Genomic DNA, 25,579 nt, shown 5'->3' on the forward strand with positions numbered 1-25,579 from the left:
GGAATGGATAGCGCGCCAGCCATGTGCCTGATTCGTCCTTTCTCCAGCGCGGACACGCAGTCCTGCACCGCCATCCTGGCCCTGGCCGGACGAGACGCCTTCGGCCCTGTTGCCGGCAGTGCCGCTTTCACGGCGGCGACGCAGGGCGAAGCCGTCCTCGTTGCCGAGCGCGGCGGCATCGTCACCGGTTTTGCCGCCGTGTACACGGGCGATGCCCCCGATTACTTCCTGCACCACTTGTACGTGCACCCGGCGCACAGCGGGCAGGGCATCGGCGCGCAACTGCTGGCGGCCGTCGTTGCGTGCTACGGTCCCCATCTGAGCCTGAAAACGCAGCTGGCCAATACGGGCGCGCGGCGCTTCTATGCGCGCGCGGGCTGGGTCGAAGATGCGGCGGACTGCGGCGTGGACGCCATCGGCGCGTGGATACGGGTGCGCTACCGGCAATAAAACGTCAGATTCAGCGAGGCGCGCAAGGCAGCCATATAGACAGGTTCAAACATCGCGCTTCTCCTTGCTATCCGAAAGCAGGGCCAGGCGCGCCGCCATGCCGGCATTCTCGCGCAGCAAGCCGTCACGCTCCTGCGCCAATGCCTCCATTTTCTGCTGCGATAATTGCCCGCTTTCGGCCAGCATGTCGAGCTGGCGGTCTTGCGCGGCCAGCGCCACCTTGGCGTCGTTCAGCGCCAGCAGGGCCGTGTCCAGCTTGGCCAGCAGGGCGTCGGCCGACGCGGCTGCCTGCAGATATTGAAATTCGAACTGGTCGCGCTCGGGACGCACGGTGGCCAGCGCCTCGCGGTCTGCGGCCGCTTCCGCTGTCAGCCGCGTTTGTTCCGCCTGCAGTTGCGCCAGGCGCATGTCTTGCTGCACCAGGGTCGCTTGCTGGCCTTGCAGACGCTGCTGCAGCTGCGCGTTATCCTGTTCCAGCCGGCTGATCCGCTGCTGCGCCTGGGTCCGTTCTTCGCTGCGCTGGGTGGCGGCCGCTTCCTGATAATGGTCGAACTGCGAGCGCACCTGCGCCAGCTGGCGGTTCAGGGCCGCGATTTCCTCGCCCCGGTCGGCCAGGCGCTGCGTCAGGCCCGCGTTATCGCTGTGCAGGGTAGCCAGGGTGACGGCGCGAAAATGGTGCTCTTCCTTCAATTGCGCCAGCGCGTGCTGGGTGGCGCGCAATTCCTGGGTGAGGGCGGCGCGCGCCTCCGTCAGTTTCAACCGTTCCGTTTCCGTCTTCTTCAGCTTTTCCAGCGCCGCGTCGCGTTCGGCGCGATTTTGCTGCATGCCCGTTTCCAGCTGCTGCGCCACGTCGCGCTGCTGCTTTTCATAGACCCCGCGCATCGCTTCCATCAGTTCGGCCGGCAAGCCCGCTTCCGTTTTCACGGCGCCCGCGCCCTGGAACTCCTCCTTCCAGCGCTTGAGCAGGGGGGCGATGGTGCTCTTGCTGCCCGTGCTGCCCAGCGCTTCGCGCACGCTGTCGACCGTGGGATTGCGCCCATCGGCGGCGACGATTTGGGCTGCTTTCATAACATCAGAGTACAAAATGCCGGTGCGGGCCATAAAACCACCTATGAACGAAATTTAGTAACGTATTACATAATACGTAATATCGAATAATATTACGATATAAATTTGATGATTTTTTGAAAAATATAATTCGCGATAAGATCGCTTATCGCGTGTTATGGGGGTGGTTTGCATGCTATTCTGCGTATCTCCCAGTACAAAACCGCGATTTCGCCGCCGCCATGCCCGATTTGTCCCTTACCAAACGCCGTGCCGCCGCGTCCAAAAGCACCACCGTCGCCCCCGCGCCATTACACGGCGCCCTGGTCGACGCCGAGCTGGCCGCGCGCCACCAGGCGTTTCTCGCCGCCGCCACGTCGGACAACACGCGCCGCACCTACCGCTCCGCCATCCGCCACTTCCAGGCATGGGGCGGGGCGCTGCCCGCAGACGAGCCCACCGTCATCCGCTACCTGATGGCGTATGCGGACAGCTTGAACGCTCGCACCCTGGCCCTGCGCCTGACGGCGCTGTCGCAATGGCATGTGTACCAGGGCTTTGCCGACCCGGCATCCACGCCCACCGTGCGCAAGACCCTGGCCGGCATCGCCCGCCTGCACGGCAAGCCAAAAAAGAAGGCCAAGGCCCTGCCTCTGGAAGACCTGGAGTTGATCGTCGCCAAACTGGCCGCGCTGGGCACGAACAAGGCCTTGCGCGACAGCGCCTTGCTGCAGCTGGGATTTTTTGGCGGCTTCCGGCGCAGCGAACTGGCGGGATTGATGGTGGAAGATGTGAGCTGGGAGCCGCAGGGCATGGTGATCACCTTGCCCCGCTCGAAAACGGATCAGCTGGGGGAGGGCATCGTCAAGGCGATCCCGTTCGGCGACGGCATCTGCTGCCCGGCCACGGCCTTGCGCACGTGGCTGGCCGCAGCGCACATCCGCACGGGCCCGCTCTTGCGCACGGTGAACCAGTGGGGACACGTGGGCGCGAAGGGTCTGCACGCGAGCAGCATCAACACCATCCTGGAAGCTTGCGCCAAGCTGGCGGCGCTCGATTACGTGCCGGAACTATCGAGCCACAGCCTGCGCCGCGGCATGGCTACCAGCGCGCACCGCGCGGGCGCCGATTTCCAGGCCATCAAACGCCAGGGCGGCTGGCGCCACGACGGTACCGTGCATGGCTATATAGAAGAGGCGGGCCGCTTTGAGGAAAATGCGGCGGGGAGTTTGTTGAAGGGGAGGAGGAAGGTGCCCGGTCAGCGTCCGAAATGACATGCACAAAACCAACAAGTTGGCCATCAGCCGGACAGTCGTGTCGTACAGTGCCGTGAACGCCTTGGCGCATGGCTGATCGGATGCGTCCTTAATATTCAACGGCTAGTAAGATGGCTGCTTGCCGTCGCTGGAAGGCTTGCCCCGATTGCACGCTCTATTGACTATTTGCAAATTTCGCCCAGTCATGGCTTATCAGCAGTTCGACGGCGGCGAACGAACTCATGGCAAATTAAGCGTCCAGGAACGTCATCGCGGTCGACAATGCCAGCAACTGAAAAAATGCGAGATACAAGGCTCGCGATATCGGCGGCATGAACTTCCATTGCAAGCTCTTCGTCGGTGAAAGCAAAGCAGACTTGTTGGTCCCTATGCAGGAAAATAGTGCCAATAGTGCCAGGGAAAAGAATCTTACATGAGCTGCTAGATCAGGAGCAAAGGCGCAGCCAAAGAAAATTAGCGAGAAAAGAAATAGAGAAAAGCGGGAAATCTTCTGTCCCAATTGCAGTTGTATTCCATATGCCATCATTTTTATCATTGTTTTTAGTTATGCATGTTTCGCTTCAACGACTGCTCCCGGTAGACAGGCCGCAATTCGACAATGCGAGAAAGCCCAGCTCCGTCTTCAGCGCATTGCCATGGAGAGTAACAAATTACCAAACGGGAAAAATCACACATTGTCACACTGGTGCGGGTTGCGTCTGCCCGTTTATCTATCAAGTGCCTTGTTGGCCGGATAAAAGCTATTGTTGAGAAAAATATAGCGATAAAGACAGCACGCCCCGATCAAACTCATGAGCTACCCCAAGGACGCGGGTGCAAAGCAATGTTCCCCTGGCCTAGGAACGGTGACAGCTTTTTCTGAGCCGCCTGGATGCCAAACCATACTGCTGAATCTGCTGCGCGCAAGCGCAGGCATACAGGAGCGTTTCAAGACGGGGCTTGATGAAGTCGATGCGCTCCCTGGCCGGGTCGCCAAAGTGCTCCGCCAGCCGAATCTGGTATCCATTGCGTATCAGCAAACGCAGCATGGCGGGCAGCACGCCGCCGAGCCGGGCAGCCGCTCCTGCAACTGCGCCAGGCTGCGCCGCTGGTCGAATTCGGGAATTGCCTGCAGCACGTGCCAGGCTTCAGCGAGTGTGCCGGGCCGTATCATGCGGCCGCTTGTTCCCGGGGGCGGATGATCATGCAGGTGGCCGTCGCGTGGGCGTAGACTTTACCGGCTTCGTCGCGGATCGTGCCTTCGGAAATGACCAGGTTGCGTCCCGCATTGATGACTTTGCCTTCCGCGTAGACCGTCACGTTGAAGGGCAGGGGACGGCACATCTTGATGTTCAGGTCCGTCGTGCCGTAGCTTTCGCCGGCCGGCAAGACCGTGTGCGTGGCGCAGCCCGTGACCGTGTCGAGCACGGTGGCGGCGAAACCGCCATGCACGCCGCCCATGGGATTGGTGTGCGTTTCATTTGCCGTCGCCGTGAAGATGACGCGGCCATGCTCCACGGTTTGTGCATCCATGGGCATGGTCTTGGAAATGCCGGGCCGTGGGAACAGGCCTTGCGCGAACGCTTGCATCAGTTGCAAGCCGGTCATGTCTTTCGGGTGCATGGATAACTCCTGTGGTGGTGATGTGGGGATGGGTCAGACGTCCTGCGCAAAACGCAGGCGCGAGGCGTGCAGCAGGAAGCGGGCGACGACGGCCAGTTCTTCCTCGCTGAAACCTTGCTTCAGTTGTTCATTCAGGCTGTCGAGCAGGGGCAGGGCGGCGGCCAGCACCTCGCCGCCCCTGGGCGACATGTGCAGGGTGCCGGCGCGCGCATCGAGCGCAGACTGGCCGCGCACGATCAGGCCGTTTTCTTCCATGCGCGCCACCAGGCCCGTGACGGCCGAGTTCTTCAGTTGCAGCGCCCGCCCCAAGTCCTTGAGCTGGCAGCCTTCCTCGCCCTTCAGGGCAAACAGGGCGACCACTTGCGTGCCGGAAAAGCCCAGTTCGCTGGTGAAGACGGCGTCTGCCGAACGAAACAGATTCTGGCGCGCCAGGTTGAGCAGATTGAACAGCCGCGGCGAACGCTCGCCCAGCGGGCAGGCTGCGGCATCGGGGACGTCTGAAGTAGGAGAGGTATTGGTACGCATGCGAAGTATACTACTACGTATGCGTAATAAATCAAGCGTCGATTTCTAATCTTGCTGGTGGCGTCCGATATAGCGTGCGCGTGGACGGATCAGCGCCGCGCTGGCGGCTTGCTCGTTGGCATGCGCGATCCAGCCAGCCGAGCGGGCCAGCGCAAACACGCTCATGCCTGCGCCCTCGGGCCAGCCGAAGGCCAGCTCCATGGCGGCCAGCGCCAGATCGGCATTTGGCTTGGTGTCTAGCAGTTCACCCGCCGCCGCGCAGACGAACAGGATGGCGTGCAGTCGCGGGTGCTCGTGCGACAGCGCTGCCAAACGGTCCAGCAGATATGCGGCGCGCGGGTCGCCTCGTGGATACAGCGGGTGGCCAAAGCCGGCGAATTCCGGCGCGATGGTCATGTAAAAGGCGCCGATGGCGTCCCTGGCGTCCGGCGCGGCCAGCGCCTGCGTCAACATGCACCTGGCCGCTGCGCTGCCGCCGCCGTGTCTGTCTCCGGACAAGGCCGCCAGCCCCGCACTGAGCGCCATGGGCAGACTGGCGCCCGTCGACGCGACGCAGCGCACGGCAAAGGTGGATGCGTTCAATTCATGGTCGGCCAGCAGCACCAGCGCCGCGCGCAGCAATTCAGTCTGGTCCGTATCGGCCTGCCACGCCTGGGCCAGCTGCCGGTGCAGCGGCAAGGCGGACGGTGCCGTCTGGAGCAAGGCGGCGGCCAGGATGCGCATCAAGGCGGGGCCGGACTGCAGCATGTCGGCAGGCGCAGGCAGGGACGACAGCATGGCCATGGCCAGCATGGCGCGCGCCAGCGGCGGCGCATCGGGCGCGCTGGCCAGTTCCTGCGGCAGGGCAGGAACATCTTGCTGGAAATAGTCGCGCGCGTTATCGTCCCACAGCAGGCCGGCGGCCGTCTCCAGAGTCGCGGACTCGGCCAGCGCCGCCGCGTCGCAGCCCCGGTACAGCAGCCGGCCATCGAGAATGTGGGAAATTTGCGTTTCCAGCACGGGCAAGCCCCAGTGCATGGCGGCCACGGCCGTCTGGCCGCCCCGCTTGGCGTCCTTCTTGCGCGCCGCCAGGCGCAGCACGTCTTCCTGCGGATAGCGCTTGCGGCGCGATTGCCCGTTGCTGACGGACGCCAGCAAGCCCCGGCTCACGTAGGAATACAGGGTGGGCAGGCTGACGCCCAGCAGGCGCGCCGCGTCTAGGGCGGATAAGTCGATTTTCATGGCGGCGATTGTATCTGTATATTGATTCGTGGAATCAAGATTGACGGGCCGCGTGGCGCTTCACTAGACTCATGCCTTTGCAGGAGTCTCCATGAGTACACACACGATTCGCACCCTGCGCCTTGATGACGCCGCGCCCTTGCTGGCTTTCGAGCAAGCTAACCGGGCCTGGTTCGAGCGCCATATCGACCGGCGCCCGGACGCTTTTTACAGCGTTGACGGCATCCAGGCGCACGTCGCGCAATTCCTGGACGAGCACGCACAGGGACGCATGCACCCCTGCGTCATCGTGGACGAGCGCGGCGAGCTGATCGGCCGCGCCAACCTCAAGGATATCGACAAGCAGGCCGGAACGGCCGAAGTCGGCTACCGCATCGGCGAGCAGCAAGCGGGCAAGGGCCTGGCCACGTCCGCGCTGCGCCACCTGATCGCCCTGGCGCAAGACGAATGGCGGCTGTGTAGCCTGTGCGCCTACGCCATCGACGGCAATGCGGCGTCGATCCGCGTGCTGGAACGCTGCGGTTTCGTGCAGGGAATGGCCGTGCCTGATATCGCCGTGGTGGAAGGCAAGGTCGTCGATGGCCATGCTTACGCGCTGGATTTACGGGCGGCTGGGGTAGAATCTGTCCTGTAATAAATAAGCAAAGTTGGCAGATATGAATCATGGAACCCCAAAACGCATCGTCGTCATCGGCGCAGGCATCGTGGGCGCGTCGCTCGCCTACCACCTGGCCAGCAAGGGGGCACAAGTCACCGTGGTCGAGGCGGGCGGCATCGCTTCCGGCGTGACGGGTACCTCGTTTGCCTGGATTAACACGTCCTGCGCCGGGCCCGACCCCATTGCGGCCCTGCGCGGCGGCGCCATCGCGGCCTGGCGCCGGCTGGAAACGCAGGTGCCTGGATTGAAAATGCGCTGGCATGGTGCCTTGTGGTATGGCACGCAGGATGGGCGGGTGTCGTCAGAATCCCTATTGATTGACCGCGCGCGCATCGCGCAGCTCGAACCGCATCTGCGGCGGCCGCCGGAACAGGCGATCTTTGAGCCGGAGCAGGGCGCCCTCGACGCCGTTGCCGCCACGCATGCCTTGCTCGCAGCGGCCCAGGCGCTGGGCGCGACCGTCCGCACGCACACGCCCGTGCTGGGCTTTGCCGTCCAGGGGGCGAAGGTAACTGGCGTGGAAACGGCCGCTGGCCTCATCGAAGCGGACGTGGTCGTGCTTGCGGCAGGTACGGGTACGGCCAGACTGGCTGAGCAGCTGGGCGCCAGCCTGCCCATCCACGCCTCGCCCGCCATTTTTCTGCGCTACAAGGCGCCGCCCGGCCTGGTGCGCGGCATTATTTCCAGCGACACAATGGAAGTTCGGCAAGACGAAGACGGCACCATGCTGGCGGCGGAAGACTACGTGGACGACGCGCCGGACAACCAGCCCGCCGCCATCGCGCAGCGCACGGCCAGCGCGATCCGCGATGAACTGGAAGGAGCCGAGGCCATCGCGCCGGCATTCGCCTGCGTTGGCTTGCGCCCCATGCCCTTAGACGGCGTGCCCATCATCGGCTACTTGCCGCAGGTGAAAGGCGCCTACGTGTGCGTCATGCATCCGGGTGTCGTGCTGGCAGCCATCGTGGGCCAGCTTGCCAGCGAGGAAATCGTCACTGGCCAGCCGGCATCAGCCCTGGAAGCTTGCCGGCCCGCGCGCTTCCTGCTGTGCTGATTTCTGGGGCACGGGCACGACAAATACAGGCAGGATAAACGGCGCGACCGCCTGTTCATCGCCATCCTCCGGCGGGGCCTGCATATAATGTTCGTTGCGCCAGTCCCCGTTCACCACGCGCTCGGCGATCAGCGCCAGATCCTGCGTTTCGCGCAGTTCGCAGCAAAACGGCAGCCGGCCATGCGAGCGTGAAACCAGGCTGAACCGCAACTGGCGGCATTGCGCATCGTGCCAGCAGTAGAACAGCATCTCCTCGCCAACGAGCGCGCTGCTGCGCGCCGCGATCAACTCTTCGATGAATTCAACGATCTCGGCCGCATGGATCTGCGGCGTTTCCTCGTCCGTGGGCGAAAAGCTCCACATATTGCTGATGGCTTCGTGATTGATGTTGTCGGGATCGATCTCCACGAGATCGTCTTTTGCCATGGCGAGCCAGCTGCTTACAACCGTTGAGTGAATCATGTAAGGCTTTCAGTACTTATCGGTATTTTCTATTGAAGCATCGCCAGCTTGAGGATGCCGACGCATCCATTCATCCGCGACATCGCCCATGGTTTTGGCGGCGCCATCGCTTATCCAGACCATGAAATCACGGTCCAGCTTGAATCCCGGGCCGCACTGGCCTAACAGGAAGCGCCTGACGTTTTGCGTGTTTTTATAGTGGGCGTCGACGCTTGTTTGCCGGGTAATGACGCTACCGTGCCAATCGAAATTCATGCTGTTTCCCTTGAATGTACAGAGCGTGCCATTCTAGATCACGGGTGTCCAGTCGTCTCACCCCCTTGGCCCATCGAGCAACAACTCCGCCAGCCTGGTCGTCAGCCACAAACTCGTCTCGCTGAGCTTTTTTCCATGAATTGACAAGCGCCGCACCGGCAGGCGCGACAGTGCCAGCGCAGGGCAGGGCACTTCCTGCAGATAGCCCTTGTAATTGTCGTAATTGGCGATATTCAGCGGCAGAATCGCCCAGCCCAGCCCGTCCGCGACCATTTCCGCAATACTGTAGAAGCTGTCGGAAAACCAGACGGCGGGGCTGAACGCGTGTTCGCGGTTGAGCTCGGAATCCATGATCAGCTGGCGGTAGCGGGTCAACTCGTTGCGACTCACTTCCTGGCCATGCGCCATGGCGTGGCCTTTTGCCACGAACACGCCTTGGGCCACGCTGCCGATGTGCTGCTGTTCCAGCACGGGCGAGATGGGGCCGCGGTCGAAGTGGAAGGCCACGTCGGCTTGCTGCTGTTCCACGTATTGCGCCACTTCCGACGCCGTGGCGTTGAGCATCACCAGTTCCAGCGCCGGGTAGCGTGCCGCCAGTTCCTTCACCAAAGTGCCGATGGCCAGGTAGGGCAGGGCTTCATCCAGGGCCAGGGTCAGCCGGGCTTCGGGCGCCTCGCTCAGCAATTGCGCGCGCAGCTGCAATCGCTCGGCTTGGCGCAACAGTTCGCACGCTTCCAGGTGCATCACCTTGCCCGCTTCCGTCAGCACGGCGCTGCGGCGCGAGCGGTCGAACAGTTCCACGCCGAATTCCGCTTCCAGCAGCCCGATCGAGGTGCTGACCACCGATTGGGCGCGGCCCAGCCGGCGCGCCGCGCCCGAGAAAGAGCCGGCCGCGACGGCCGCCTCGAAGTAGCGCATTTGTTCCAAAGTCCATTGCATGACATCCACCTATCTGTTTTACAGATGGATTTTAACTTGAATGCCATCCAGGGGCGACATAAACTGTCTTTACATTTTCAATAACACGAGATCCGCCATGAAAAACGCTCAAGCCAGTTCACCCGCCATCAGCTTCAGCTGGTGCCACGACGCCACCGCCGAAGATGCGCTCTGCAAGCTCTACCTCGACAACGTCAGCCCCGACTATATTTCCCATTCGGAGCTGCAGGGCGAGCGCGCCGACGCGCCGGGCAACTGGCGCGCGGACTTGCCTGAAGTGATACGTGGCGAAATCCGCGCCGCCCTGTCGCATGACTGGGCGCATGGCGATTCGACCCTGCTGGCTGTCGCCACCAACGGTGACGCCATCGTCGGCATGGCCTTGGTTTCCATCGACACGCGCCAGCGCGCCTCGAAATCGTTCGCCGCGCTGGACGACCTGGTCTTGCTGCCTTCCATGCGCGGCAGCGGCATCGGCAGCGAGCTGGTGGAGTGGGTGGCAAGCGAGCTGCACAGCCATGGCATCGCCCGCCTGTTCCTCGAATGCGGCGCGCACAACCTGACGGCGCAGAAATTCTTCCAGGGCCGCGGTTTCAAGCAGGTGTCCGTCGTCATGCTGCGCGAACTCGACGTGGTGACTTCCGCCGTGGACGACAAGGATGGCGACCGTGGCTGACGCCCGCCGCCCCCGACAAGCCCAGGCCCGTGGCAGCCTGGAACGTAAATATTTGCGCAGCTCCCGCTTTATCCATACCGATAGTTGTTAAAAGTTATACTAAAATCCATGAGTTGTTTATGCATCCAATGAAAAAATGGCTGACGCTGGCCATCGTCTCCAGCGCCTTGTTCATCATCGTGGTCGACATGACCGTGCTCTACACCGCCTTGCCCGCGCTGACGCGCGACTTGCAGGCCTCCTCCTCGCAAAAACTGTGGATCATCAACGTCTACGCGCTGGTCGTCTCCGGTCTGTTGCCCGGCTTCGGCACCCTCGGAGACCGTCTGAGCCACAAACCCGTTTTCCTTGCCGGCTTGGCCGTGTTCGGCATCGCCTCGCTGTGCGCCGCGTTTTCGCCCGCGCCCGAATGGCTGATCTTTGCCCGCGTGCTGCTGGCCATCGGCGCCGCCCTGATGATGCCGGCCACCTTGTCCATCATCCGCCTGACCTTTACGGACAACCGCGAGCGCTCGTTCGCCATCGGCGTGTGGGCGGCGATTGCCTCCGGTGGCGCCGCGTTCGGTCCCGTGCTCGGCGGTTTCCTGATGGAGCATTACTGGTGGGGTTCCGTGTTCCTGATCAACGTGCCCATCGTGCTGCTGACCCTGGTGCTGGCCGCCGTTGTGCTGCCGAAACGGGCCGGTAACCGCGACAAGCCGTGGGATCTGATCGGCTCGCTGCAAATCATGATGGGTCTGCTCGGTGGCGTGTACGCGATCAAGGAGCTGGGCAAGTCGCAGCCGTCGTATGCGCTGGCCGCCTGTGCTTTCGCCGTGGGCGCCTTCTTCATGTTCAAATTCGTGCGCCGCCAGAAGCGGCAAGCCAAGCCGCTGATCGACTTCGCCCTGTTCCGCGAACTGCCGTTTTCCAGCGCCGTGGCCGCCGCCATGGTGGCGTCCGCCGCCCTGATCGGCATGGAACTGGCGTTGAGCCAGCACATGCAGCTGGTGCGTGAATTATCTCCGCTGGAAGCGGGTCTGCTGTTGTTGCCGCTGCCGCTGGCGTCCGTGTTTGCCGGGCCGCTGACGGGTTTCATGCTGCCACGCGCCGACAAGGCCAAGGTGCTGTGGGGTTCGCTGCTGCTGTCCGGCATCGGCATGGCGTCGTATCTGATGCTGCATGATGCCGCCGTCTCCGCGCAAGTGGCCAGCCTGGTGATTTTGGGCCTGGGCCTGGGCGCCGTCATGACGGCCGCGTCCAGCGCCGTGATGCTGAACGTGGCTCCGCAGCAAGCGGGCATGGCCGCGTCGATCGAGGAAGTGTCGTACGAACTGGGCGCCGTGATCGGCGTGACGGTGCTGGGCACCATCTTGTCGGCCGTCTACAGCGCCACCCTGGTGATTCCGGAAAGCGCGGGCCTGTTGCCGAATGCCCATGACACCTTGGATGCGGCGCTGCTGGCTGCCGAGCAATTGCCGGCAGAACTGGGCTTGCAAGTGTCGGAACTGGCCCGCTCGGCTTTCGACAAGGCATTTATTGTTGTGCTGGCCACGGCTTCCGCCATCCTGATGGCAGCCGCGGCCGCCATCCGCCACCTGCACCTGCGGGCGCGCCGGGCGATCTCGGTCTGATGGATCAGCGCTTGAGCAGCGGCGCCACCTTGTCGCGCAAGACCGTCCATTGGGCGTCGAGCATGGCCTGGTTGGGGTCGTGCCCGGCGCGTTTCACCAAGGTAAAGTCCTTGGCCGGTGCCGTGATGCTGTCAAAGTAGGTGCGCGCGATGGCGGGCGAGGTCAGCAAGTCCGCTTCGCCCATGATGAAAAACACGGGCAAGTCAAAGCGCGTGCCCAGCGCGGGCAGGTCGACCTTGGCGAACATGCCATCGCCACGCAGGCCGACGAACTGGAGGTACGAGTAGTCATCGGCCGCCTCGGCATCGGCCAGCGCTTGCGGCGTGGCGTAGAACGGCGCCGGCTGCCACCTGTGTTTCGGTGGCGCATCCGTTGCCAATCCTTCATATTTGCGGTCGAAGCGGCGCAGGATGCCGAAGTTGCGCGGATCGCGCCATGGCGGCGCACCGAGCGCCGTCAGCTTGGCCACCGTGGCGGTATCGCCGGCCGCCTGCGCCAGCGCCATCACCTGCCGGTACATGCCCGTCTCATTCTCGCGCGCATTGACCACCTGCGCCGTGCCGATATACGCGTGGAACAGGTCGGGGCGCGCCTTGGCCATGTGCACGCCCAGTATCGATCCCCAGGAACTGCCCATCAAAATGACTTTCCGCTGACCCAGATGCTGCTCGATATAGCGGGCCACGGCAACGCCATCGTCGCGCATCTGTTCCACGGTCAAGGGCACGTCTTCCGTGGGCCGCTGTTTCGCATACGTCATGCCGGCGCCGCGCTGGTCCCACTGCACCAGGGTGTAGTGGCGCTCCCAGCCGGCGTAGATGGCGTCCGCAAAAGGACTGAGCGCGTTGCCGGGGCCGCCATGGATGAACAGGATCACGGGATTGCCGCAGGCGGTGCCCGTGACCGTGATCCATTGCTCGATGCCATTGATGGACACATAACCTTGCTCGCGGACGGGCTGTGCGGGCGAGGCGCAGAGGGACGGAGAGGCGGCAGGTTCGGCGTGCAGGCCGGCGCTCAGCAGCAGCGCGGCCAGCAGGGTCAAGCGGGGCAGGAGTGTCATCGGCTACTTTGGCGGAGAGGGAGGTCAGCCGCCAAAGTAGCTTTTTTTACAGCAATTGTCCAGATGGAAATATTTTTTGCGTGGACTATGCTTGCTTACTCTTGCGCAGCAAACGCAAGCCGTTCGCCACCACCAGCAGGCTGGCGCCCACGTCGGCGAACACGGCCATCCACAAGGTCGCCATGCTGGCCAGGGCCAGGCCGAAGAAGACGGCCTTGATGCCGATGGCAAAGCTGATGTTTTGCACGAGGATGCTGCGCGTGCGCTGGCTCAGGCTGATGAATTCAGGCAATTTGCCCAGTTCATCATCCATCAGGGCCACGTCCGCCGTTTCGATGGCCGTGTCGCTGCCGGCCGCGCCCATGGCAAAGCCGATGTCGGCCTGCGCCAGGGCAGGGGCGTCGTTGACGCCGTCACCGAGCATGGCGACCACGCCGAATTGCTGCTGCAAAGCCTTGATTTCATCGAGTTTGTTTTCCGGCAGCAACTCCGCCTTGACCATGCTGACGCCCACTTCGGCGCCGATGCGCTGCGCCGTCAGCGCATTGTCTCCCGTCAGCATGACGGTGGTCACGCCCAGCGCATTCAATCTGGCAATGGCGGACGCCGCCGTCGGGCGCAGCACGTCGGCCACGGCGATGACGCCCAGCGCTCCTGCTGCGGTAGCCAGCACCATGGCCGTGTACGCCTGCTGTTCCAGCCCCGCCAACATGGCTTGCAGTTCTGGCGTCAAGACCTGCAATTCCGTCATCAGGCGGGCATTGCCCAGGTAATACGTCTGGCCATTGATCGTGCCTTGCACGCCGCGCCCATGCAGGGCGGCAAACTGGGTCACGGGCAAGTGGCTGCTGGCGGGCGGACCGGCCTTGACGATGGCGGCGGCCAGCGGATGGGCGGAATTGGCGTCCAGGCTGGCGGCCAGCAGCAGGATGGTGTCGCGGCTGCCGCCATCGAGCGCCATCACGTCCGTCACGGCCGGCTTGCCCATGGTCAGGGTACCCGTCTTGTCGACGGCGATGGCCTTGATGCGGTAGCCCGTTTCCAGGAATTGCCCGCCCTTGACCAGAATGCCGCGCCGGGCGGCCGCCGTCAGGCCGCTGACGACCGTCACCGGCGTGGAAATGACGAGCGCGCATGGGCAGGCGATCACCAGCATCACCAGCGCTTTATATACCCAGGCCATGAATGGCTGGCCCAGCAGCAACGGCGGCAGCACGGCCACGAGGATGGCGAAGACGACGACGGCCGGCGTGTAGTAGCGGGCGAAATTGTCGACAAAGCGCTGCGTGGGCGCCTGCTTGCCCTGGGTTTCCTCGATCACCTTGACGATTTTCGCCAGGGTGCTGTTGCCGCTGTTGGCAGTGACGGTGACGTCGAGCAAGCCCCGTTCATTGATGGTGCCCGCATACACGACGTCGCCCACGGTCTTGTCCACCGGCATGCTTTCGCCCGTGATCGGCGCCTGGTTGACGGACGACTCGCCGCTGGCCACCACGCCATCGAGCGCGATGCGCTCGCCCGGCTTGACGCGCATCAAGGCGCCGATCGCCACCGTGGCAACGCTCACCTGGTTCCAGGCGCCGCCGGCGTCGGCCACTGTCGCCGTATCGGGCGCCAGCTGCATCAGGCTGTGCACGGCGTTGCGCGCCCGGTTCAGGGACAGGCCCTCGATCAGCTCGGCGATGGCGAACAGGAAGATGACCATGGCCGCTTCCGGCCACTGGCCGATGGCGACGGCGCCGAAGACCGCCAGGCTCATCAGGAAATTGATGTTCAGGGTGAACGTTTTCAGGGCGATCCAGCCCTTTTTCAGGGTCGGCCAGCCGCCCGTGGCAATCGACAGCAGGGCCAGGGCGATGACGAGGGGCGAACTGTCTTCATGCGTGGTCCATGCCAGCGCTTCGGCGCCAGCGGCGGCCAGGCCGGAGACGACCAGCAAGCCTTTTTGAAGGCCGCTCAGGCTGCCTTCATTCGGATCGCGCGCAACTGGCGCGTCCGCCTCCATGGGAATGGCTTGCATGCCGATGCCGTGCAGGGCCGCTTCCACCGTGGCCAGTGTAGCCAGGGTGTGGTGCACGTCGAGCACGCGGTTCATCAGGTTGAAATCGAGGCCCACGACACCCGCCAGATTGGCCAGCTTGTTGCGGATCAGCCGCTCTTCCGTGGGGCAATCCATGTTGGCGATGCGGTATTTGGCCGTGCTCGCGCCGGCGATGGCCGCGCTGGGCAGGGCTGGACCAGCCGGGACGGCAGGCGTGGACGAGCATGCATGCTGGCTGGAGCAGCAGCTGGCCGCCTTGGGCGCGTGCTTGTGCTCATGGTCATGATCGTGCTGATGGTCGTGCTTGTGCTCATGGCCGTGCGCATGGGCGTGGTCGTGATCGTGGCTAACGTGGCTATCGTGTGGCATCGCATTCGTCCTTCCGGTTTCGTGTATGCTTCCATTAGAAAGCCTGTAGCCGCTACAGGGTCAAGCGCAATTTGCATAAAAATGAAAAGGGGATGCCATGCGTATCGGAGAACTGGCCAAACGGACAGATTGTGACGTGGAAACCGTGCGTTACTATGAAAAGGCGGGCTTGCTGCAGGAACCGGGCCGCAACAGCGCCGGCTACCGCGAGTACCGCGAAGAACACCAGGAACGGCTGCAATTCATCCGCCACTGCCGCTCCCTGCAGATCGGCTTGACGGATATCCGCGCCTTGCTGGAATTTAAGAACAATCCGGCTGAAGGTTGTCAGAGCGTCAATGAATTGCTCGACCACCACATCTTGCGCATTGCCGAGCAAATGGCGAATCTGCAAACCCTGCAGCAGCAGCTGATGACCTTGCGCCACCAGTGCGACCAGCCGCAGCCGTCGCAAGACTGCGCGATCCTGCAAAACCTGTCCGAAGCGGCCAGCGGCCACGACTGCGCCTGCCATACCGAACTGCATTGAAGCGCTGGCGTCCGCCGGCCACTATCTGATCGCACCGGCGCTAACGGGGCAGCAAGGGCGGGCCGCCATCGCCCAGGCGGAAGGCGTCGACCACGCGCAATAAATCGTGCGCCTGGTCTTGCATGCTTTGCGCCGCGGCCGCCGATTGTTCGACAAGGGCGGCATTGCGCTGGGTCAATTCGTCCATTTCCGTGATGGCATTGTTGACTTCCTCGATGCCCTTGCTCTGGCGCTGGCTGGCCGCCGTGATGTCGTTCATGATTTCCGTCACCTGCTGGACGGAGGCGACAATATCGCCCATGGTGCGCCCGGCGCTGTCGGCCAGCTCGCTGCCCGTTTCTATCCTGGCCACGGAATCCTCGATCAGCTGCTTGATTTCGCGGGCCGCCGTGGCCGAGCGCTGCGCCAGGCCCCGCACTTCGGTGGCGACGACGGCAAAGCCGCGCCCCTGTTCGCCCGCGCGCGCCGCTTCCACGGCCGCATTCAGGGCGAGGATATTCGTCTGGAAGGCGATGCCGTCGATGACGGCGATGATGTCGACGATGCGCCCGGAACTGGCCTTGATCGAGCCCATCGTTTCGACCACCTGGCCCACGACGCGGCCGCCTTCCAGCGCCACATTCGACGTCGACAGCACCATCTGGTTGGCCTGGTGCGCATGGCTGGCATTCTCGCGCACGGTATCGGTCAAGGCATGCATGGACGACGCCGTTTCTTGCAAGGAATGGGCTTGCGACTCGGTGCGGGCCGACAAGTCCGCATTGCCCAGCGCGATTTCACTCGCTTCCACCGTGATGGTGGAGCCCGCCTGGCGTATGTCGCCCAATAAGGTGTTCCAGTTTTTCAGCACGGTGGCCAGCGCCCGGGTCAGCTTGCCCACCTCGTCGTCGCCCCGGGCTTCAATCGACGTGGTCAGGTCGCCGGCGGCCAGGCTTTCGGCGGCGCGGCAGGCGTCGTCGATGGGGCCCACCACGGAACGCGCCACCCATGTGGCGATCAGGGCCAGCAGGGCAAAGCCGGCAACCATGGTGCCCAGCGACAACCAGCCGGCGCGTTGGCCCGCATTCTTTGTCTCCTGCAAGGCCTCGACCGTGCGGTGGTCGAGGTTGAGCAGTACCTGGCGCAGCTGTCCGCGCACTTGCTGATAATGTGTGGCGGCATTTTGCATGGCCGCCACGCCCGTATTCGGGTCCATCGACGCCAGGTCCAGCGCCTGCGCCACGCTGGTACGGTAGCGCTCGACACCGGGCAGCGCCTGGCCCGCTTCCGTGGCGGCACCCGAGAATTTCTGCAGTTCCTTCAAGCCTTGCGCGATGGCGTTCAGCTGGCCATCCGTTTGCGCGCCGAACTGCTTGAACTGCTCGTCCGACAGGCTGGCCGCGATGGCGATCTTCGCGTACACGTCGGCGTGCACCTGGCCCAGGGCAATGGCTTGCTGGTTGGCCAGCCGCTCGGCCGTCAGGGTGACGTCTTTCAATTCGTGCATGCGCTGCTCGTTCTGCTGCATGGCGAAGTAGGACAAGGCCCCCATGGCCAGCAGGCAAGCCAGCGCGACCACCGGGACGATCAACATCTTCTGTGCGATTTTCATTGTGGCCCATATCGTCTAGAGAGCGGGAAACCATCCCGGCGCTGGCGGCGCGGCGGCTGGCTACAGGTAGATGCCGCCGCAGACGACGGTCTCGGCCAGCTTTTCGCAGTACATCACTTTCGGCTCGATCTTCTTGGTTTCCGGATTCGTGAATTTGTATTCCTGCCAGAACGTGCCCTTGCTCTTGGCCAGGTCGACACGTTCCTTGACGAAAGCCTTGCCATCGATATCTTTCAGCTCGATCAAGTTCTTGCCCACCATTTTCGGGTTGGCGCCATGCGCGGCGACCGTGCCGTCGAGTTTATAGACGACCAGGTACAGGTCGTGCAGGATGAATTGGGGCGCCTTGGCCGTGATGTCGCCATACGCCTTGGCGTCGCCGGCGCTCTTGATGTAGGCCACGCCTTTCTTGACCATGGCTTCCGCGTCGGCGCGCGTGGCGCCGCCTTCGGCGGCACTGGCGGCCAATGGCAGGACGCTGGCGGCAACGATGAGCGACAGGCAAATGGCAGGGGCGAACTTGGGCATGAGAATCTCCTTCACATTGCGGCAGGGGAAACCGGCGGGGAACCGGTGCGGTGAGGCGGCGTCTGTGGAAGTGCCGACGGTTCATGGTAGCGCGATGCCAGCGGGCATGCGCTGGTGCAACAGTATTTTTTTGAGTGGGGCGTTTTTGCAACGCTGCGCGCAGGCCGACGCAATTGCGTTTTCAGAGGGAAAGAGATACCGCAGGCTATCGTGTCGATAGTGTGGCGCGGGTGCCGCGCTACCGGCCGGCCCGCTCTTCCGCCGCCGCGCGCGCCAGGTCGTCGCGCCAGTCCTGCTGCGCCAAGCGGTAGATATCGGCGAAAAAGGCGCGCGGATCGTCCATGTCATCCCACAAGGCGGGCAGGGCGTAGGTGCTCTCGGGGTCGTGCTCGAGGATGGCCTGGAAATCATAGTCAGGGTCTTGGAGGGCCTGCGCCAGCACGGCCACCAGCGCATGGCGGTGGCGGTAGCTCAGTTCCTTGTACTGCGACGTGATGTCGCGGCGTATCAGCGCCGCGCGCTGGACCGGGTCGTTCATGTTCCACGTGCCCAGCTCCACGCCCACGGTGTGTTCGCGGTCGTACACGTCGAAGGGACCGAGGAAATGGTAGAGCGTGGGTTCATATGGCACGTCAACCCAGGGACTGCGCAGGCCGTTTTGCATGGCGACTTTCCCGTTCACGCGCATACAGGCAGGGTCCAGCCTTCATCACCGAGGTCGGTCGGGTAGATGGCGCGGGTCTGGTTCTCGCCCCAGCGCGCATGGTCGAGGATGCCGTCTTCGTGCATGTCGAGCACCCATTCCGTGCTTTCGAGCAAGGTGCCATCCTTGTGGTAGACGCGGAAGAAGGTGGACGTGCTCAGCGCGCGCACGATGTTCTGCGGCACGCCGTCGCCGTAGCGCGGCACATAGGTCTTGATCACGCACGTGCCCTTGTCGTTCCATTGCTGCGCATACACGGTGGCATTGCGCGCCGCGCTTACCTTGATGAAGAGCCAGCCTGCCAGCAGGAGAATGAGCAGGAAGGCGGCGGCGATCAGGCCGGTTTTCTTGAGTAGCTGCATGAGGTCATGGCATGGCCGAAAACGAAGTTGCCGCATTGTATGTCAAGAGCGGACATGCTTGCCGTACGGCACGTACAGCAAGCATGTCACCGCTAACTGCCGGCAACTTGGCTATTTGCCCACCGCCGCGTGCAGGGTATTGGCCATTTCCAGGTGATGCTGCAACGCTGGCAAGGTCTTCGCGGCAAAGGCCTTGATGTCGGGATCGCTGGCCTTCTGGCTGGCGTCCGAGAACAGTTTCACGGCCTCCTTGTGCGCCGCCACGCCGATGGTGGCCGCATATTCCCTGTCGAATTGCTGGCCTTCCAGGCGGCTCAGCTTGTCGAGCTGCGCCTGGTGCTTCTTGCCGGGCTGGTCGCTGACCTCGATCTGCTTGCTGCTGGCCAACTGTTTCAGCTCGTCAGCCACTTTCGTGTGGTCCGTAACCATGGTATCGGCGAATGTCTTCACTTGCGCATTGCTGCTCTTGCTTTGCGCTACTTTGCTGGCGGCAATTTCCGTGCTGCCCGCATCGGCGGCCTTGCTGAGGAATTGCTTGTCGTACGCGCCCGGCGCGGCAGCGGCGATGCTGTTGATGGCGATGCCGCTCAACAAGGCCACGGCGGCGCCGATGGCCACGCTTTTCAGGGACGGGGTACGCGAACTGGTGGTAGGGATAGGCATGGGAAGTCCTTTCGAGTGTGGTTTTTTATGCAAGCTGACGACAATATTAATCCCTCAGTTCGCGCACACCCATAGGACGCCTACGATTATGCCCGTAGGACTAGTCCTGTTCGTTAGCGCACAGTTCGACCTGTTTCAGAGCAAACAAAGCGGAGATGCCGGCATCGCGGCGCCAGGCCGGCATGCCGATGTCGAGCCATTGCGCCATCGCCTCCAGGTGCGATGGTTCCGAAACGCTGTGTTCGAGTTCATCGAGCACCGTGTCGCGGTCGATGTACAGGCTGTCCAGCCAGGCGTCGAACGAGGGCGCCAGTTCCATCAGGCCGTGGGCGCGCTTGCCCGTCCAGTCCGGCAATTCCTGCACGTAGGCCAGCACCCGGCCGCCGCCTTCCTCCGTCAGGTCCAGGTAGACCATGGAATTGCCGCCATCGCGGGCGAAGGGCAGGATGCGCACGGGCATGTCCGTATGCTTGCGCGCGGCACGGATTTCACCCACCAGGGTTTCATCGCAAAAATCGCCCTCGTCCGCGCTGAAGAAGGTATTGAAACCCATTTTTTCCACGCCGCCATTGCCGTCAGGCACATCCGTGGTGTAGTCAAAACAGGCGCCGTTGGCAACTTGCAAGAAGGCCAGGAAGGCGGGCGGCAGGGGCGCTTCCAGCAAGACTTCGATGGCGGCGATCTGCTGCGCCGTGGGGGCAGGCTTGGCGCCCTCGATGGCCAGGTGGCGGTAGCGGGTGTAATAGTTGCTCATTGATTCTCCTTGTAGTTGTTCTTGTCTATGTCCACTGGCGCCACATCGTTGCAGCCCGTCTCCACCTTGGCCAGCGCATCGACGAGGCCGGCACGCAGCACGGCCATCGAGCGGGCCTTGTCGTCGATCTGGGCAATCTTCGTTTCCAGCATGTCACGCTTGGTGGCCGCATCGAGCGCATTTTCCTGCCAGACAGCAATCACCTCGGCGATTTCCTTCAAGGTAAAACCCAGCGCCTTGGCGTGGCCGATCAGCTCGATGCGCCGCAAGGCTTGCGCCGAATATTCCTTGTAGTTGTTCGTCAGGCCCGGCTGCGGCGCTTCGTCCAGCAGCCCCTGGCGCTCGTAAAAGCGGACCGTATCCTTGCTGACGCCCGTCAGGCGGGTGATTTCTCCGATGCGCATAGCTTTTTGACTTTCTACTAATTTGTGAAACGCGAAAAATGGGCAGGGCAAGGTGTATTGGCGCAGACAGTACGCTAGTACGGCAAGTCAATGCAACGCAGCCATGTGCATTTTTTTGCGTTCCACGCTTGACCGTGGACTAAAGTCTACAGTTTACAGTAAAGCTCTCTTCACTACGACTCAATTCCCATGACCGCCTTCAATTACACCAAGCAGACCGTGCTGATCACGGGCGCCTCGTCCGGCATCGGCCGCGTCTTTGCGGAAACCCTGGCCGCGCGCGGCGCCCATTTGCTGCTGCTGGCGCGTTCCGGCGCCGTGCTCGACGGCCTGGCCAGGGAACTTTCCCAGCGCCATGGCATCCGCGCCCATGCACTGGTGGCCGACCTGAGCCTGCCCGGCGCCGCTGCGCAAGCCCATGCGCAAGCTTGCGCGCTGGGCATGCCGCCCGACGTGCTGATCAATAACGCGGGATTCGCCACGCACGGCCGCTTCGAAAGCATCGACCTGGCGCGCCAGGCGGCCGAAGTGACCGTCAATTGCACGGCGCTCATGGAAATGACGCACTGCGTCTTGCCGCACATGCTGGCAAAAGGGCGTGGCGCCATCATCAACGTGGCTTCCACGGCGGCCCTGCAACCCGATCCCTACATGGCCGTGTATGGCGCCAGCAAGGCTTTCGTGCTGTCGTTCTCGGAAGCGCTGTGGGCGGAAAACCGCAGCCGCGGCGTGCGCGTGCTGGGCCTGTGCCCTGGCGCTACCGAGACGGCCTTCTTCGACGTCGTGGCCGCGCCCGAAGCGGCCGTGGGCAAGCGCATGGATCCGCAAGCCGTCGTCGATGAAGCGCTGCGCGCGCTGGACCAGGGCCGCAGCAGCCACGTGGCGGGCAGGCCCAACCGGCTGCTGGCCTGGCTGCCGCGTTTGCTGCCGCGCCAGACCGTGCTGGGCATCGTGGAAGGCATGCTCAAGCCGAAGACGGCATAGGCTTCAACATGCCATGGTGGCGAACATGGCCAGCACGGCCGTCGCCATGACGATGGTCGACAGCCAGCCCAGCGCCCGCAGGCGGCGCGAAATGGTGAGCGTGCCCATGATGGCGGGGCGCGACGCCATTACCATCATCAGGGCCATGATGGGCACGGAAATGACGCCATTGATGACGGCGCTCCAGTACAGGGCCTTGATGGGATCGAGCGGCGTGAAGCACAGCGCCGCGCCGATCACGGTGGCCGTGACGATGATGCCGTAGAACTTCTTGGCGGCCTTGGGCGCCAGTTCCAGGCTGTTTTTCCAGTGGAAGGCGCCGGCCATGGCGTAGGCGGCCGAGCCTGCCAGCACGGGAATGGCCAGCAAGCCCGTGCCGATGATGCCCAGGCTGAACAGGGCAAAGGCGAACTCGCCGGCGATGGGGCGCAGGGCGGACGCGGCCTGGGCCGACGTGTCGATATGCGTGATGCCTTGCGCGCCCAGGGTCACGGCCGTCGTCAGCATGATGAAAAATGCCACCAGATTGGAAAAGCCCATGCCGATGGCCGTGTCCATCTTGATGCGCTGGAATTGCCGTGGCGCCTGCTCGGGCGCGCGGCGCAAGGCTTGCGCACTGGCGTCCGCCTGCAAGTCTTCCACTTCCTGCGATGCCTGCCAGAAAAACAGATAGGGACTGATCGTCGTGCCGAACACGGCCACGATCATGGTGACCGAGGCGGCCGACCAGCTGAACTGGGGCCAGACGGTGCGCAGCGCCACTTCGCGCCAGGGAATGTGGATCGTCAGCACCGTGGCCACATAGGCGAGCAAACCCAGGGTCAGCCATTTCAGGATGCGTACGTATTGTTGATAGGGAATGAAGACTTGCAGCAACAGGGACAGCAGGCCGAAACCGACGGCGTACAGGTGGGTGGGACCGCCGATGATCAGGGTCAATGCATCGCCCATGGCGGCCACGTCGGCGGCGATATTGATGACATTGGCCAGCAGCAGCAAGCCGACGATGGCGTACAGCAGGGAACGGGGATAGTGGCGGCGGATATTCGTCGCCAGCCCATGGCCGCTGACCCGTCCGATCTTGGCGCTGATGACCTGAATACCGAGCATCAGGGGAAAAGTCAGGCAGACGGTCCACAACATGCCGAAACCGAACTGGGCCCCCGCCTGCGAATACGTGGCGATGCCGCTGGGGTCGTCGTCGGCCGCGCCCGTGATCAGGCCGGGGCCCAGCTTGCCCAGCCAGGTGTCGGACGGGTCCGCCTGCTGGCGGGCGGCGTGTGCGCGGCCGCTGTCGGTGTGCATGCATGGCTCCTGTGTCGTGAAGCGAGCAGCGTATCACAGGCGGGTAGCGTCTTTGACAGATAACTCACAGGGCCGTCATGATGCGCTCGCGCAACCAACGGTGTGCCGGGTCCAGGTGCATGCGCTCGTGCCAGACCATGGCCATCTCGTAATCGGGCAGGCTGACGGGCGGCTCCCACGTGCGCAGATCGCCCAGCGCGTTTTTCAGCAGGCGCGAGGGCAGCAGGGCGACCATGTCGGAGGCGGCCAGCAAGGGCGGGACGATAAGGAAATGCGGCACGGACAGCACCACCTTGCGCGTTCGTCCCAGCAATTCCAGCGCCGTATCGACGTTGCTGCGGAAACCGCCGCCATTGGGCGAGACGACGATGAATTCCAGCGCGCAGAACTGGTCGAGGTCGGGCGGCGCTTGCAGCTGCGGGTGGTCGCGGCGCCCCGCCAGCACGTAGTGTTCCTTGAAAAGCGTGCGGTGGCGCAGGCCGGGCGGCGCCTCTTCCTGCGCCAAAAAGCCCAGGTCGACCTGGCCGTTTTCCAGGTCTTGCGCCATGCGCGCCGGCACGGCTTCGAACACGGCCATGCGCGACAGGGGCGCCTGCGCGCGCAGGGCGGGCAGCATGGGCACCAGGATCGCATATTCGGTGGCGTCGGCCGCCGCCAGATTCCAGCGCACCTGGGCCGTGGCCGGGTCGAACGGCTGTTCCGGCTGCAAGACTTGCTCCAGCTGGGCCAGCACGGCTTGCAAGGGCGCGAACAGGGCCAGCGCCCGGGCCGTGGGCAGCATGCCGCGCGGGCCGGGCAGCAGCAACGGATCGTCGAAGGCGGCGCGCAACTTGCCCAGCTGCACGCTGACGGAAGGCTGGCTCAGGTGCAGCCGTGCGGCCGCCCGCGTGACGTTGCGCTCGATCAATAAGGCGTTGAGGGTCAGCAGCAGGTTCAAGTCCAGCTTGCGCAAATTGTTCACGGCTATACCTTGTATATTAACTATTCATTTCCACTATGATAGCGCAATGCCTACAGTGGTTCCTGTGATTTTTACTTTTTACAGGAACTAACCGATGCAACTCCATGAATATACAAGCTTTGATGGGCTAGGATTGTCCCAACTAGTGCGCGATGGCATTGTCTCCGCCGCCGAATTGCACGATGCGGCCATGCGCGCCTGCGCCGCCGTCAACCCGCACATCAATGCCGTGGTCGAGCTGTGGCCGGCGGATGTGGCGGCCATTGACCACACGGCGCCGTTCGCCGGCGTGCCATTTTTGATCAAGGACGTGGCCGTCACCATGGCAGGCCAGCGCACCGAAGCGGGCAGCCGCCTGGGCGCCGGCCACGTCGCCGCGCTGGATTCCCACCTGATGACGCAGTTCCGTCAGGCGGGGCTAATCACCTTTGGCCGCACGAGCACGCCGGAAATGGCTTTTGCCACCACCACGGAGCCCGTGCTGTACGGCGTCACGCGCAATCCCTGGAACCTGGCACTGAGCGCGGGCGGCTCCAGCGGCGGCGCGGCGGCGGCTGTGGCGGCCGGCATCGTGCCGCTGGCCCATGCCACGGATGCGGCCGGTTCCATCCGCGTGCCGGCCGCGTCGACGGGCCTGTTCGGCTTGAAACCGAGCCGGGGACGGGTGTCGAACGGCCCCGCCATGGACGAAATCTTCAGTGGCCTGGGCGTGCAGCTGGGGGTGAGCCGCACCGTGCGCGACAGCGCCGCCTTGCTCGATTGTGTGCAGGGCGTGCTGCCAGGCGAGCCCTATGTGACGGCTGCGCCCGGCCACAGCTGGCTGTCGCAAGTGAGCGTGGCGCCGGGCAAGCTGCGCATCGCCGTCCAGCGCGCCGCCTGCAATGGCGCGCATCCCGTGTCCGCCATCAATGCCGCGCTCGATGCAACCGTGCGCCTGCTGGAAAGCCTGGGCCACCACGTGGAAGAAGTGTCGCCCGCGCTGGGCGTGTCGTGGGAAGCGTTCGTGCACGCCAACGCCAGCATCTGGTGCGCCAACCTGGTGCTGTGGATAGACGCCCTGGCGCGGGAAAGCGGGCGCGCCGTGTCGCCGGACACCCTGGAAGCGGCGACCCTGGCCTGCTACCGCCATGGACAGACGGTTTCGGCGGTCGATTTCGTGGCCGCCCTCGACGTGCGCAACATCGTCACGCGCCAGGCCGGCGCCTTGTTCGGCCAGTACGACGTGTTGCTCACGCCCACGATGCCGGATGTGCCGTGGCAACTGGGGCGCTATGGCGAAGACGAGGAAAAATTTGACGGTGTTGGCTGGACGGCGCGCCTGTTCGAGCATGCGCCGTACACGCCGCTGGCGAACGTGGCGGGCTTGCCGGCCATGTCCGTGCCGCTCGGCATGTCGAATGACGGTTTGCCGATCGGCATGCAGTTCATGGCGGGCTATGCGAACGATGGGATCTTGCTCCGGCTGGCGGGACAGCTGGAGCGGGCGGCGCCGTGGCTGCAGCGGCGTCCGCCTGTTTGGGCGGGCAAGGTGTAAGCATGCCTT

27 protein-coding genes are annotated in these 25,579 nt (G+C 63.6%); 9 read left to right on the forward strand and 18 right to left on the reverse strand.

Annotation, left to right across the window (positions count from 1 at the left end; genetic code table 11):
- The first annotated feature begins 3 nt into the window (after positions 1–3).
- A complete protein-coding gene (locus CLU90_RS04710) occupies positions 4–450 on the forward strand; it encodes a GNAT family N-acetyltransferase (RefSeq protein ID WP_092708089.1) in 447 nt (148 codons plus the stop codon).
- Between the two features lie 45 nt (positions 451–495).
- Here CLU90_RS04710 and CLU90_RS04715 read toward each other — a convergent pair whose 3' ends face one another.
- Positions 496–1,518 (reverse strand): DNA-binding protein, encoded by a 1,023-nt coding sequence (locus CLU90_RS04715; protein WP_232731073.1) that lies wholly within the window; start codon positions 1,516–1,518, stop codon positions 496–498.
- 221 nt (positions 1,519–1,739) lie between these two features.
- On the opposite strand from CLU90_RS04715, the gene CLU90_RS04720 reads away from it, so the two are divergent.
- Positions 1,740–2,771 carry a tyrosine-type recombinase/integrase gene (locus CLU90_RS04720; RefSeq protein ID WP_100427325.1) on the forward strand — a complete coding sequence of 344 codons (1,032 nt, stop codon included), beginning with the start codon at positions 1,740–1,742 and terminating at the stop codon, positions 2,769–2,771.
- Between the two features lie 1,152 nt (positions 2,772–3,923).
- Here the strand turns inward: CLU90_RS04720 and CLU90_RS04735 are convergent.
- Genes CLU90_RS04735 through CLU90_RS04745 form a run of 3 tightly spaced genes read right to left on the reverse strand, consistent with a single transcriptional unit; the run spans position 3,924 to position 6,122 of the window.
- The gene (locus CLU90_RS04735) at positions 3,924–4,376 is read right to left on the reverse strand and encodes a PaaI family thioesterase (RefSeq protein WP_070301704.1); all 453 of its coding nucleotides are present in this window, start codon (positions 4,374–4,376) and stop codon (positions 3,924–3,926) included.
- A gap of 33 nt (positions 4,377–4,409) precedes the next feature.
- Positions 4,410–4,901, reverse strand: coding sequence for a MarR family winged helix-turn-helix transcriptional regulator (locus CLU90_RS04740; RefSeq protein WP_100427328.1), 492 nt, complete (start codon positions 4,899–4,901; stop codon positions 4,410–4,412).
- Positions 4,902–4,946: 45 nt separating this feature from the next.
- Positions 4,947–6,122 carry a citrate synthase family protein gene (locus CLU90_RS04745; RefSeq protein WP_100427329.1) on the reverse strand — a complete coding sequence of 392 codons (1,176 nt, stop codon included), beginning with the start codon at positions 6,120–6,122 and terminating at the stop codon, positions 4,947–4,949.
- A 91-nt stretch (positions 6,123–6,213) separates the two neighbouring features.
- Here CLU90_RS04745 and CLU90_RS04750 point away from each other — a divergent pair, with 91 nt between their 5' ends.
- Together CLU90_RS04750 and CLU90_RS04755 are read left to right on the forward strand one after the other, a co-directional pair.
- A complete protein-coding gene (locus CLU90_RS04750) occupies positions 6,214–6,756 on the forward strand; it encodes a GNAT family N-acetyltransferase (RefSeq protein ID WP_100427330.1) in 543 nt (180 codons plus the stop codon).
- A gap of 22 nt (positions 6,757–6,778) precedes the next feature.
- Positions 6,779–7,834 carry an NAD(P)/FAD-dependent oxidoreductase gene (locus CLU90_RS04755; RefSeq protein WP_100427331.1) on the forward strand — a complete coding sequence of 352 codons (1,056 nt, stop codon included), beginning with the start codon at positions 6,779–6,781 and terminating at the stop codon, positions 7,832–7,834.
- Here the strand turns inward: CLU90_RS04755 and CLU90_RS04760 are convergent.
- From CLU90_RS04760 to CLU90_RS04770, 3 genes are read right to left on the reverse strand one after another with little or no spacing between them, the layout of a single operon-like run.
- A complete protein-coding gene (locus CLU90_RS04760; RefSeq protein WP_198511145.1) occupies positions 7,790–8,260 on the reverse strand; it encodes a hypothetical protein in 471 nt (156 codons plus the stop codon). The genes CLU90_RS04755 and CLU90_RS04760 overlap by 45 nt on opposite strands.
- Before the next feature lie 45 nt (positions 8,261–8,305).
- A complete protein-coding gene (locus CLU90_RS04765) occupies positions 8,306–8,551 on the reverse strand; it encodes a DUF6434 domain-containing protein (RefSeq protein ID WP_100427332.1) in 246 nt (81 codons plus the stop codon).
- Between the two features lie 57 nt (positions 8,552–8,608).
- A complete protein-coding gene (locus tag CLU90_RS04770) occupies positions 8,609–9,490 on the reverse strand; it encodes a LysR family transcriptional regulator (RefSeq protein WP_175539170.1) in 882 nt (293 codons plus the stop codon).
- 97 nt (positions 9,491–9,587) lie between these two features.
- On the opposite strand from CLU90_RS04770, the gene CLU90_RS04775 reads away from it, so the two are divergent.
- Both CLU90_RS04775 and CLU90_RS04780 read left to right on the forward strand, forming a co-directional pair.
- Entirely contained in the window at positions 9,588–10,166 is a 579-nt protein-coding gene (locus tag CLU90_RS04775) for a GNAT family N-acetyltransferase (RefSeq protein WP_157808733.1), read from the forward strand.
- 128 nt (positions 10,167–10,294) lie between these two features.
- A complete protein-coding gene (locus tag CLU90_RS04780; RefSeq protein WP_269800054.1) occupies positions 10,295–11,779 on the forward strand; it encodes an MFS transporter in 1,485 nt (494 codons plus the stop codon).
- 4 nt (positions 11,780–11,783) lie between these two features.
- Here the strand turns inward: CLU90_RS04780 and CLU90_RS04785 are convergent, their stop codons facing one another.
- Positions 11,784–12,842 carry an alpha/beta fold hydrolase gene (locus tag CLU90_RS04785; RefSeq protein WP_100427336.1) on the reverse strand — a complete coding sequence of 353 codons (1,059 nt, stop codon included), beginning with the start codon at positions 12,840–12,842 and terminating at the stop codon, positions 11,784–11,786.
- Between the two features lie 85 nt (positions 12,843–12,927).
- Positions 12,928–15,252 (reverse strand): heavy metal translocating P-type ATPase, encoded by a 2,325-nt coding sequence (locus CLU90_RS04790; RefSeq protein WP_100427337.1) that lies wholly within the window; start codon positions 15,250–15,252, stop codon positions 12,928–12,930.
- 97 nt (positions 15,253–15,349) lie between these two features.
- Here CLU90_RS04790 and cadR point away from each other — a divergent pair, with 97 nt between their 5' ends.
- Positions 15,350–15,781, forward strand: coding sequence for a Cd(II)/Pb(II)-responsive transcriptional regulator (gene cadR / locus CLU90_RS04795; protein ID WP_092708135.1), 432 nt, complete (start codon positions 15,350–15,352; stop codon positions 15,779–15,781).
- Positions 15,782–15,821: 40 nt separating this feature from the next.
- Here cadR and CLU90_RS04800 read toward each other — a convergent pair whose 3' ends face one another.
- The 7 genes from CLU90_RS04800 to CLU90_RS04830 form a co-directional block, all read right to left on the reverse strand.
- Entirely contained in the window at positions 15,822–17,372 is a 1,551-nt protein-coding gene (locus CLU90_RS04800) for a methyl-accepting chemotaxis protein (RefSeq protein WP_232731074.1), read from the reverse strand.
- Between the two features lie 60 nt (positions 17,373–17,432).
- Complete coding sequence (locus CLU90_RS04805) at positions 17,433–17,900, reverse strand: cache domain-containing protein (RefSeq protein ID WP_092708141.1); 468 nt, start codon at positions 17,898–17,900, stop codon at positions 17,433–17,435.
- Positions 17,901–18,138: 238 nt separating this feature from the next.
- Positions 18,139–18,564: a hypothetical protein gene (locus CLU90_RS04810; protein WP_100429375.1), complete on the reverse strand. Its 426-nt coding sequence runs from the start codon at positions 18,562–18,564 to the stop codon at positions 18,139–18,141.
- Positions 18,565–18,578: 14 nt separating this feature from the next.
- On the reverse strand, positions 18,579–18,965 hold the full coding sequence (locus CLU90_RS04815; protein ID WP_092708147.1) for a hypothetical protein: 387 nt from the start codon (positions 18,963–18,965) through the stop codon (positions 18,579–18,581).
- A 111-nt stretch (positions 18,966–19,076) separates the two neighbouring features.
- Positions 19,077–19,628, reverse strand: a complete 552-nt coding sequence (locus CLU90_RS04820; protein ID WP_092708150.1) for a DUF4142 domain-containing protein — start codon at positions 19,626–19,628, stop codon at positions 19,077–19,079.
- A gap of 100 nt (positions 19,629–19,728) precedes the next feature.
- Positions 19,729–20,382: an SMI1/KNR4 family protein gene (locus tag CLU90_RS04825; RefSeq protein WP_100427338.1), complete on the reverse strand. Its 654-nt coding sequence runs from the start codon at positions 20,380–20,382 to the stop codon at positions 19,729–19,731.
- A complete protein-coding gene (locus CLU90_RS04830; protein ID WP_100427339.1) occupies positions 20,379–20,786 on the reverse strand; it encodes a MerR family transcriptional regulator in 408 nt (135 codons plus the stop codon). The genes CLU90_RS04825 and CLU90_RS04830 overlap by 4 nt, the downstream gene beginning before the upstream one ends.
- Before the next feature lie 189 nt (positions 20,787–20,975).
- Here CLU90_RS04830 and CLU90_RS04835 point away from each other — a divergent pair, with 189 nt between their 5' ends.
- On the forward strand, positions 20,976–21,770 hold the full coding sequence (locus tag CLU90_RS04835; RefSeq protein WP_100427340.1) for an SDR family NAD(P)-dependent oxidoreductase: 795 nt from the start codon (positions 20,976–20,978) through the stop codon (positions 21,768–21,770).
- A 3-nt stretch (positions 21,771–21,773) separates the two neighbouring features.
- Here CLU90_RS04835 and CLU90_RS04840 read toward each other — a convergent pair whose 3' ends face one another.
- A complete protein-coding gene (locus CLU90_RS04840) occupies positions 21,774–23,075 on the reverse strand; it encodes an NRAMP family divalent metal transporter (protein ID WP_092708162.1) in 1,302 nt (433 codons plus the stop codon).
- Positions 23,076–23,139: 64 nt separating this feature from the next.
- Positions 23,140–24,036, reverse strand: a complete 897-nt coding sequence (locus tag CLU90_RS04845) for a LysR family transcriptional regulator (protein WP_100427341.1) — start codon at positions 24,034–24,036, stop codon at positions 23,140–23,142.
- A gap of 133 nt (positions 24,037–24,169) precedes the next feature.
- On the opposite strand from CLU90_RS04845, the gene CLU90_RS04850 reads away from it, so the two are divergent.
- Complete coding sequence (locus CLU90_RS04850) at positions 24,170–25,570, forward strand: amidase (RefSeq protein WP_442906664.1); 1,401 nt, start codon at positions 24,170–24,172, stop codon at positions 25,568–25,570.
- Positions 25,571–25,579: the final 9 nt, after the last annotated feature.

It is taken from the genome of Janthinobacterium sp. 67, assembly GCF_002797895.1.
GTDB lineage: Bacteria > Pseudomonadota > Gammaproteobacteria > Burkholderiales > Burkholderiaceae_D > Janthinobacterium.

What these genes read in the sequence shown, in the direction of transcription:
- CLU90_RS04840 (WP_092708162.1), bottom strand. Translation starts at nt 23,075, where the DNA reads ATGCACACCGACAGCGGCCGCGCACACGCCGCCCGCCAGCAGGCGGAC.
- CLU90_RS04740 (WP_100427328.1), bottom strand. Translation starts at nt 4,901, where the DNA reads ATGCGTACCAATACCTCTCCTACTTCAGACGTCCCCGATGCCGCAGCC.
- CLU90_RS04820 (WP_092708150.1), bottom strand. Translation starts at nt 19,628, where the DNA reads ATGCCTATCCCTACCACCAGTTCGCGTACCCCGTCCCTGAAAAGCGTG.
- CLU90_RS04735 (WP_070301704.1), bottom strand. Translation starts at nt 4,376, where the DNA reads ATGCACCCGAAAGACATGACCGGCTTGCAACTGATGCAAGCGTTCGCG.
- CLU90_RS04770 (WP_175539170.1), bottom strand. Translation starts at nt 9,490, where the DNA reads ATGCAATGGACTTTGGAACAAATGCGCTACTTCGAGGCGGCCGTCGCG.
- CLU90_RS04755 (WP_100427331.1), top strand. Translation starts at nt 6,779, where the DNA reads ATGAATCATGGAACCCCAAAACGCATCGTCGTCATCGGCGCAGGCATC.
- CLU90_RS04775 (WP_157808733.1), top strand. Translation starts at nt 9,588, where the DNA reads ATGAAAAACGCTCAAGCCAGTTCACCCGCCATCAGCTTCAGCTGGTGC.
- CLU90_RS04805 (WP_092708141.1), bottom strand. Translation starts at nt 17,900, where the DNA reads ATGCCCAAGTTCGCCCCTGCCATTTGCCTGTCGCTCATCGTTGCCGCC.
- CLU90_RS04715 (WP_232731073.1), bottom strand. Translation starts at nt 1,518, where the DNA reads ATGAAAGCAGCCCAAATCGTCGCCGCCGATGGGCGCAATCCCACGGTC.
- CLU90_RS04785 (WP_100427336.1), bottom strand. Translation starts at nt 12,842, where the DNA reads ATGACACTCCTGCCCCGCTTGACCCTGCTGGCCGCGCTGCTGCTGAGC.
- CLU90_RS04750 (WP_100427330.1), top strand. Translation starts at nt 6,214, where the DNA reads ATGAGTACACACACGATTCGCACCCTGCGCCTTGATGACGCCGCGCCC.
- CLU90_RS04810 (WP_100429375.1), bottom strand. Translation starts at nt 18,564, where the DNA reads ATGCAAAACGGCCTGCGCAGTCCCTGGGTTGACGTGCCATATGAACCC.
- CLU90_RS04720 (WP_100427325.1), top strand. Translation starts at nt 1,740, where the DNA reads ATGCCCGATTTGTCCCTTACCAAACGCCGTGCCGCCGCGTCCAAAAGC.
- CLU90_RS04765 (WP_100427332.1), bottom strand. Translation starts at nt 8,551, where the DNA reads ATGAATTTCGATTGGCACGGTAGCGTCATTACCCGGCAAACAAGCGTC.
- CLU90_RS04800 (WP_232731074.1), bottom strand. Translation starts at nt 17,372, where the DNA reads ATGAAAATCGCACAGAAGATGTTGATCGTCCCGGTGGTCGCGCTGGCT.
- CLU90_RS04815 (WP_092708147.1), bottom strand. Translation starts at nt 18,965, where the DNA reads ATGCAGCTACTCAAGAAAACCGGCCTGATCGCCGCCGCCTTCCTGCTC.
- CLU90_RS04780 (WP_269800054.1), top strand. Translation starts at nt 10,295, where the DNA reads ATGAAAAAATGGCTGACGCTGGCCATCGTCTCCAGCGCCTTGTTCATC.
- CLU90_RS04825 (WP_100427338.1), bottom strand. Translation starts at nt 20,382, where the DNA reads ATGAGCAACTATTACACCCGCTACCGCCACCTGGCCATCGAGGGCGCC.
- CLU90_RS04760 (WP_198511145.1), bottom strand. Translation starts at nt 8,260, where the DNA reads ATGGCAAAAGACGATCTCGTGGAGATCGATCCCGACAACATCAATCAC.
- CLU90_RS04710 (WP_092708089.1), top strand. Translation starts at nt 4, where the DNA reads ATGGATAGCGCGCCAGCCATGTGCCTGATTCGTCCTTTCTCCAGCGCG.
- CLU90_RS04745 (WP_100427329.1), bottom strand. Translation starts at nt 6,122, where the DNA reads ATGAAAATCGACTTATCCGCCCTAGACGCGGCGCGCCTGCTGGGCGTC.
- CLU90_RS04835 (WP_100427340.1), top strand. Translation starts at nt 20,976, where the DNA reads ATGACCGCCTTCAATTACACCAAGCAGACCGTGCTGATCACGGGCGCC.
- CLU90_RS04830 (WP_100427339.1), bottom strand. Translation starts at nt 20,786, where the DNA reads ATGCGCATCGGAGAAATCACCCGCCTGACGGGCGTCAGCAAGGATACG.
- cadR (WP_092708135.1), top strand. Translation starts at nt 15,350, where the DNA reads ATGCGTATCGGAGAACTGGCCAAACGGACAGATTGTGACGTGGAAACC.
- CLU90_RS04790 (WP_100427337.1), bottom strand. Translation starts at nt 15,252, where the DNA reads ATGCCACACGATAGCCACGTTAGCCACGATCACGACCACGCCCATGCG.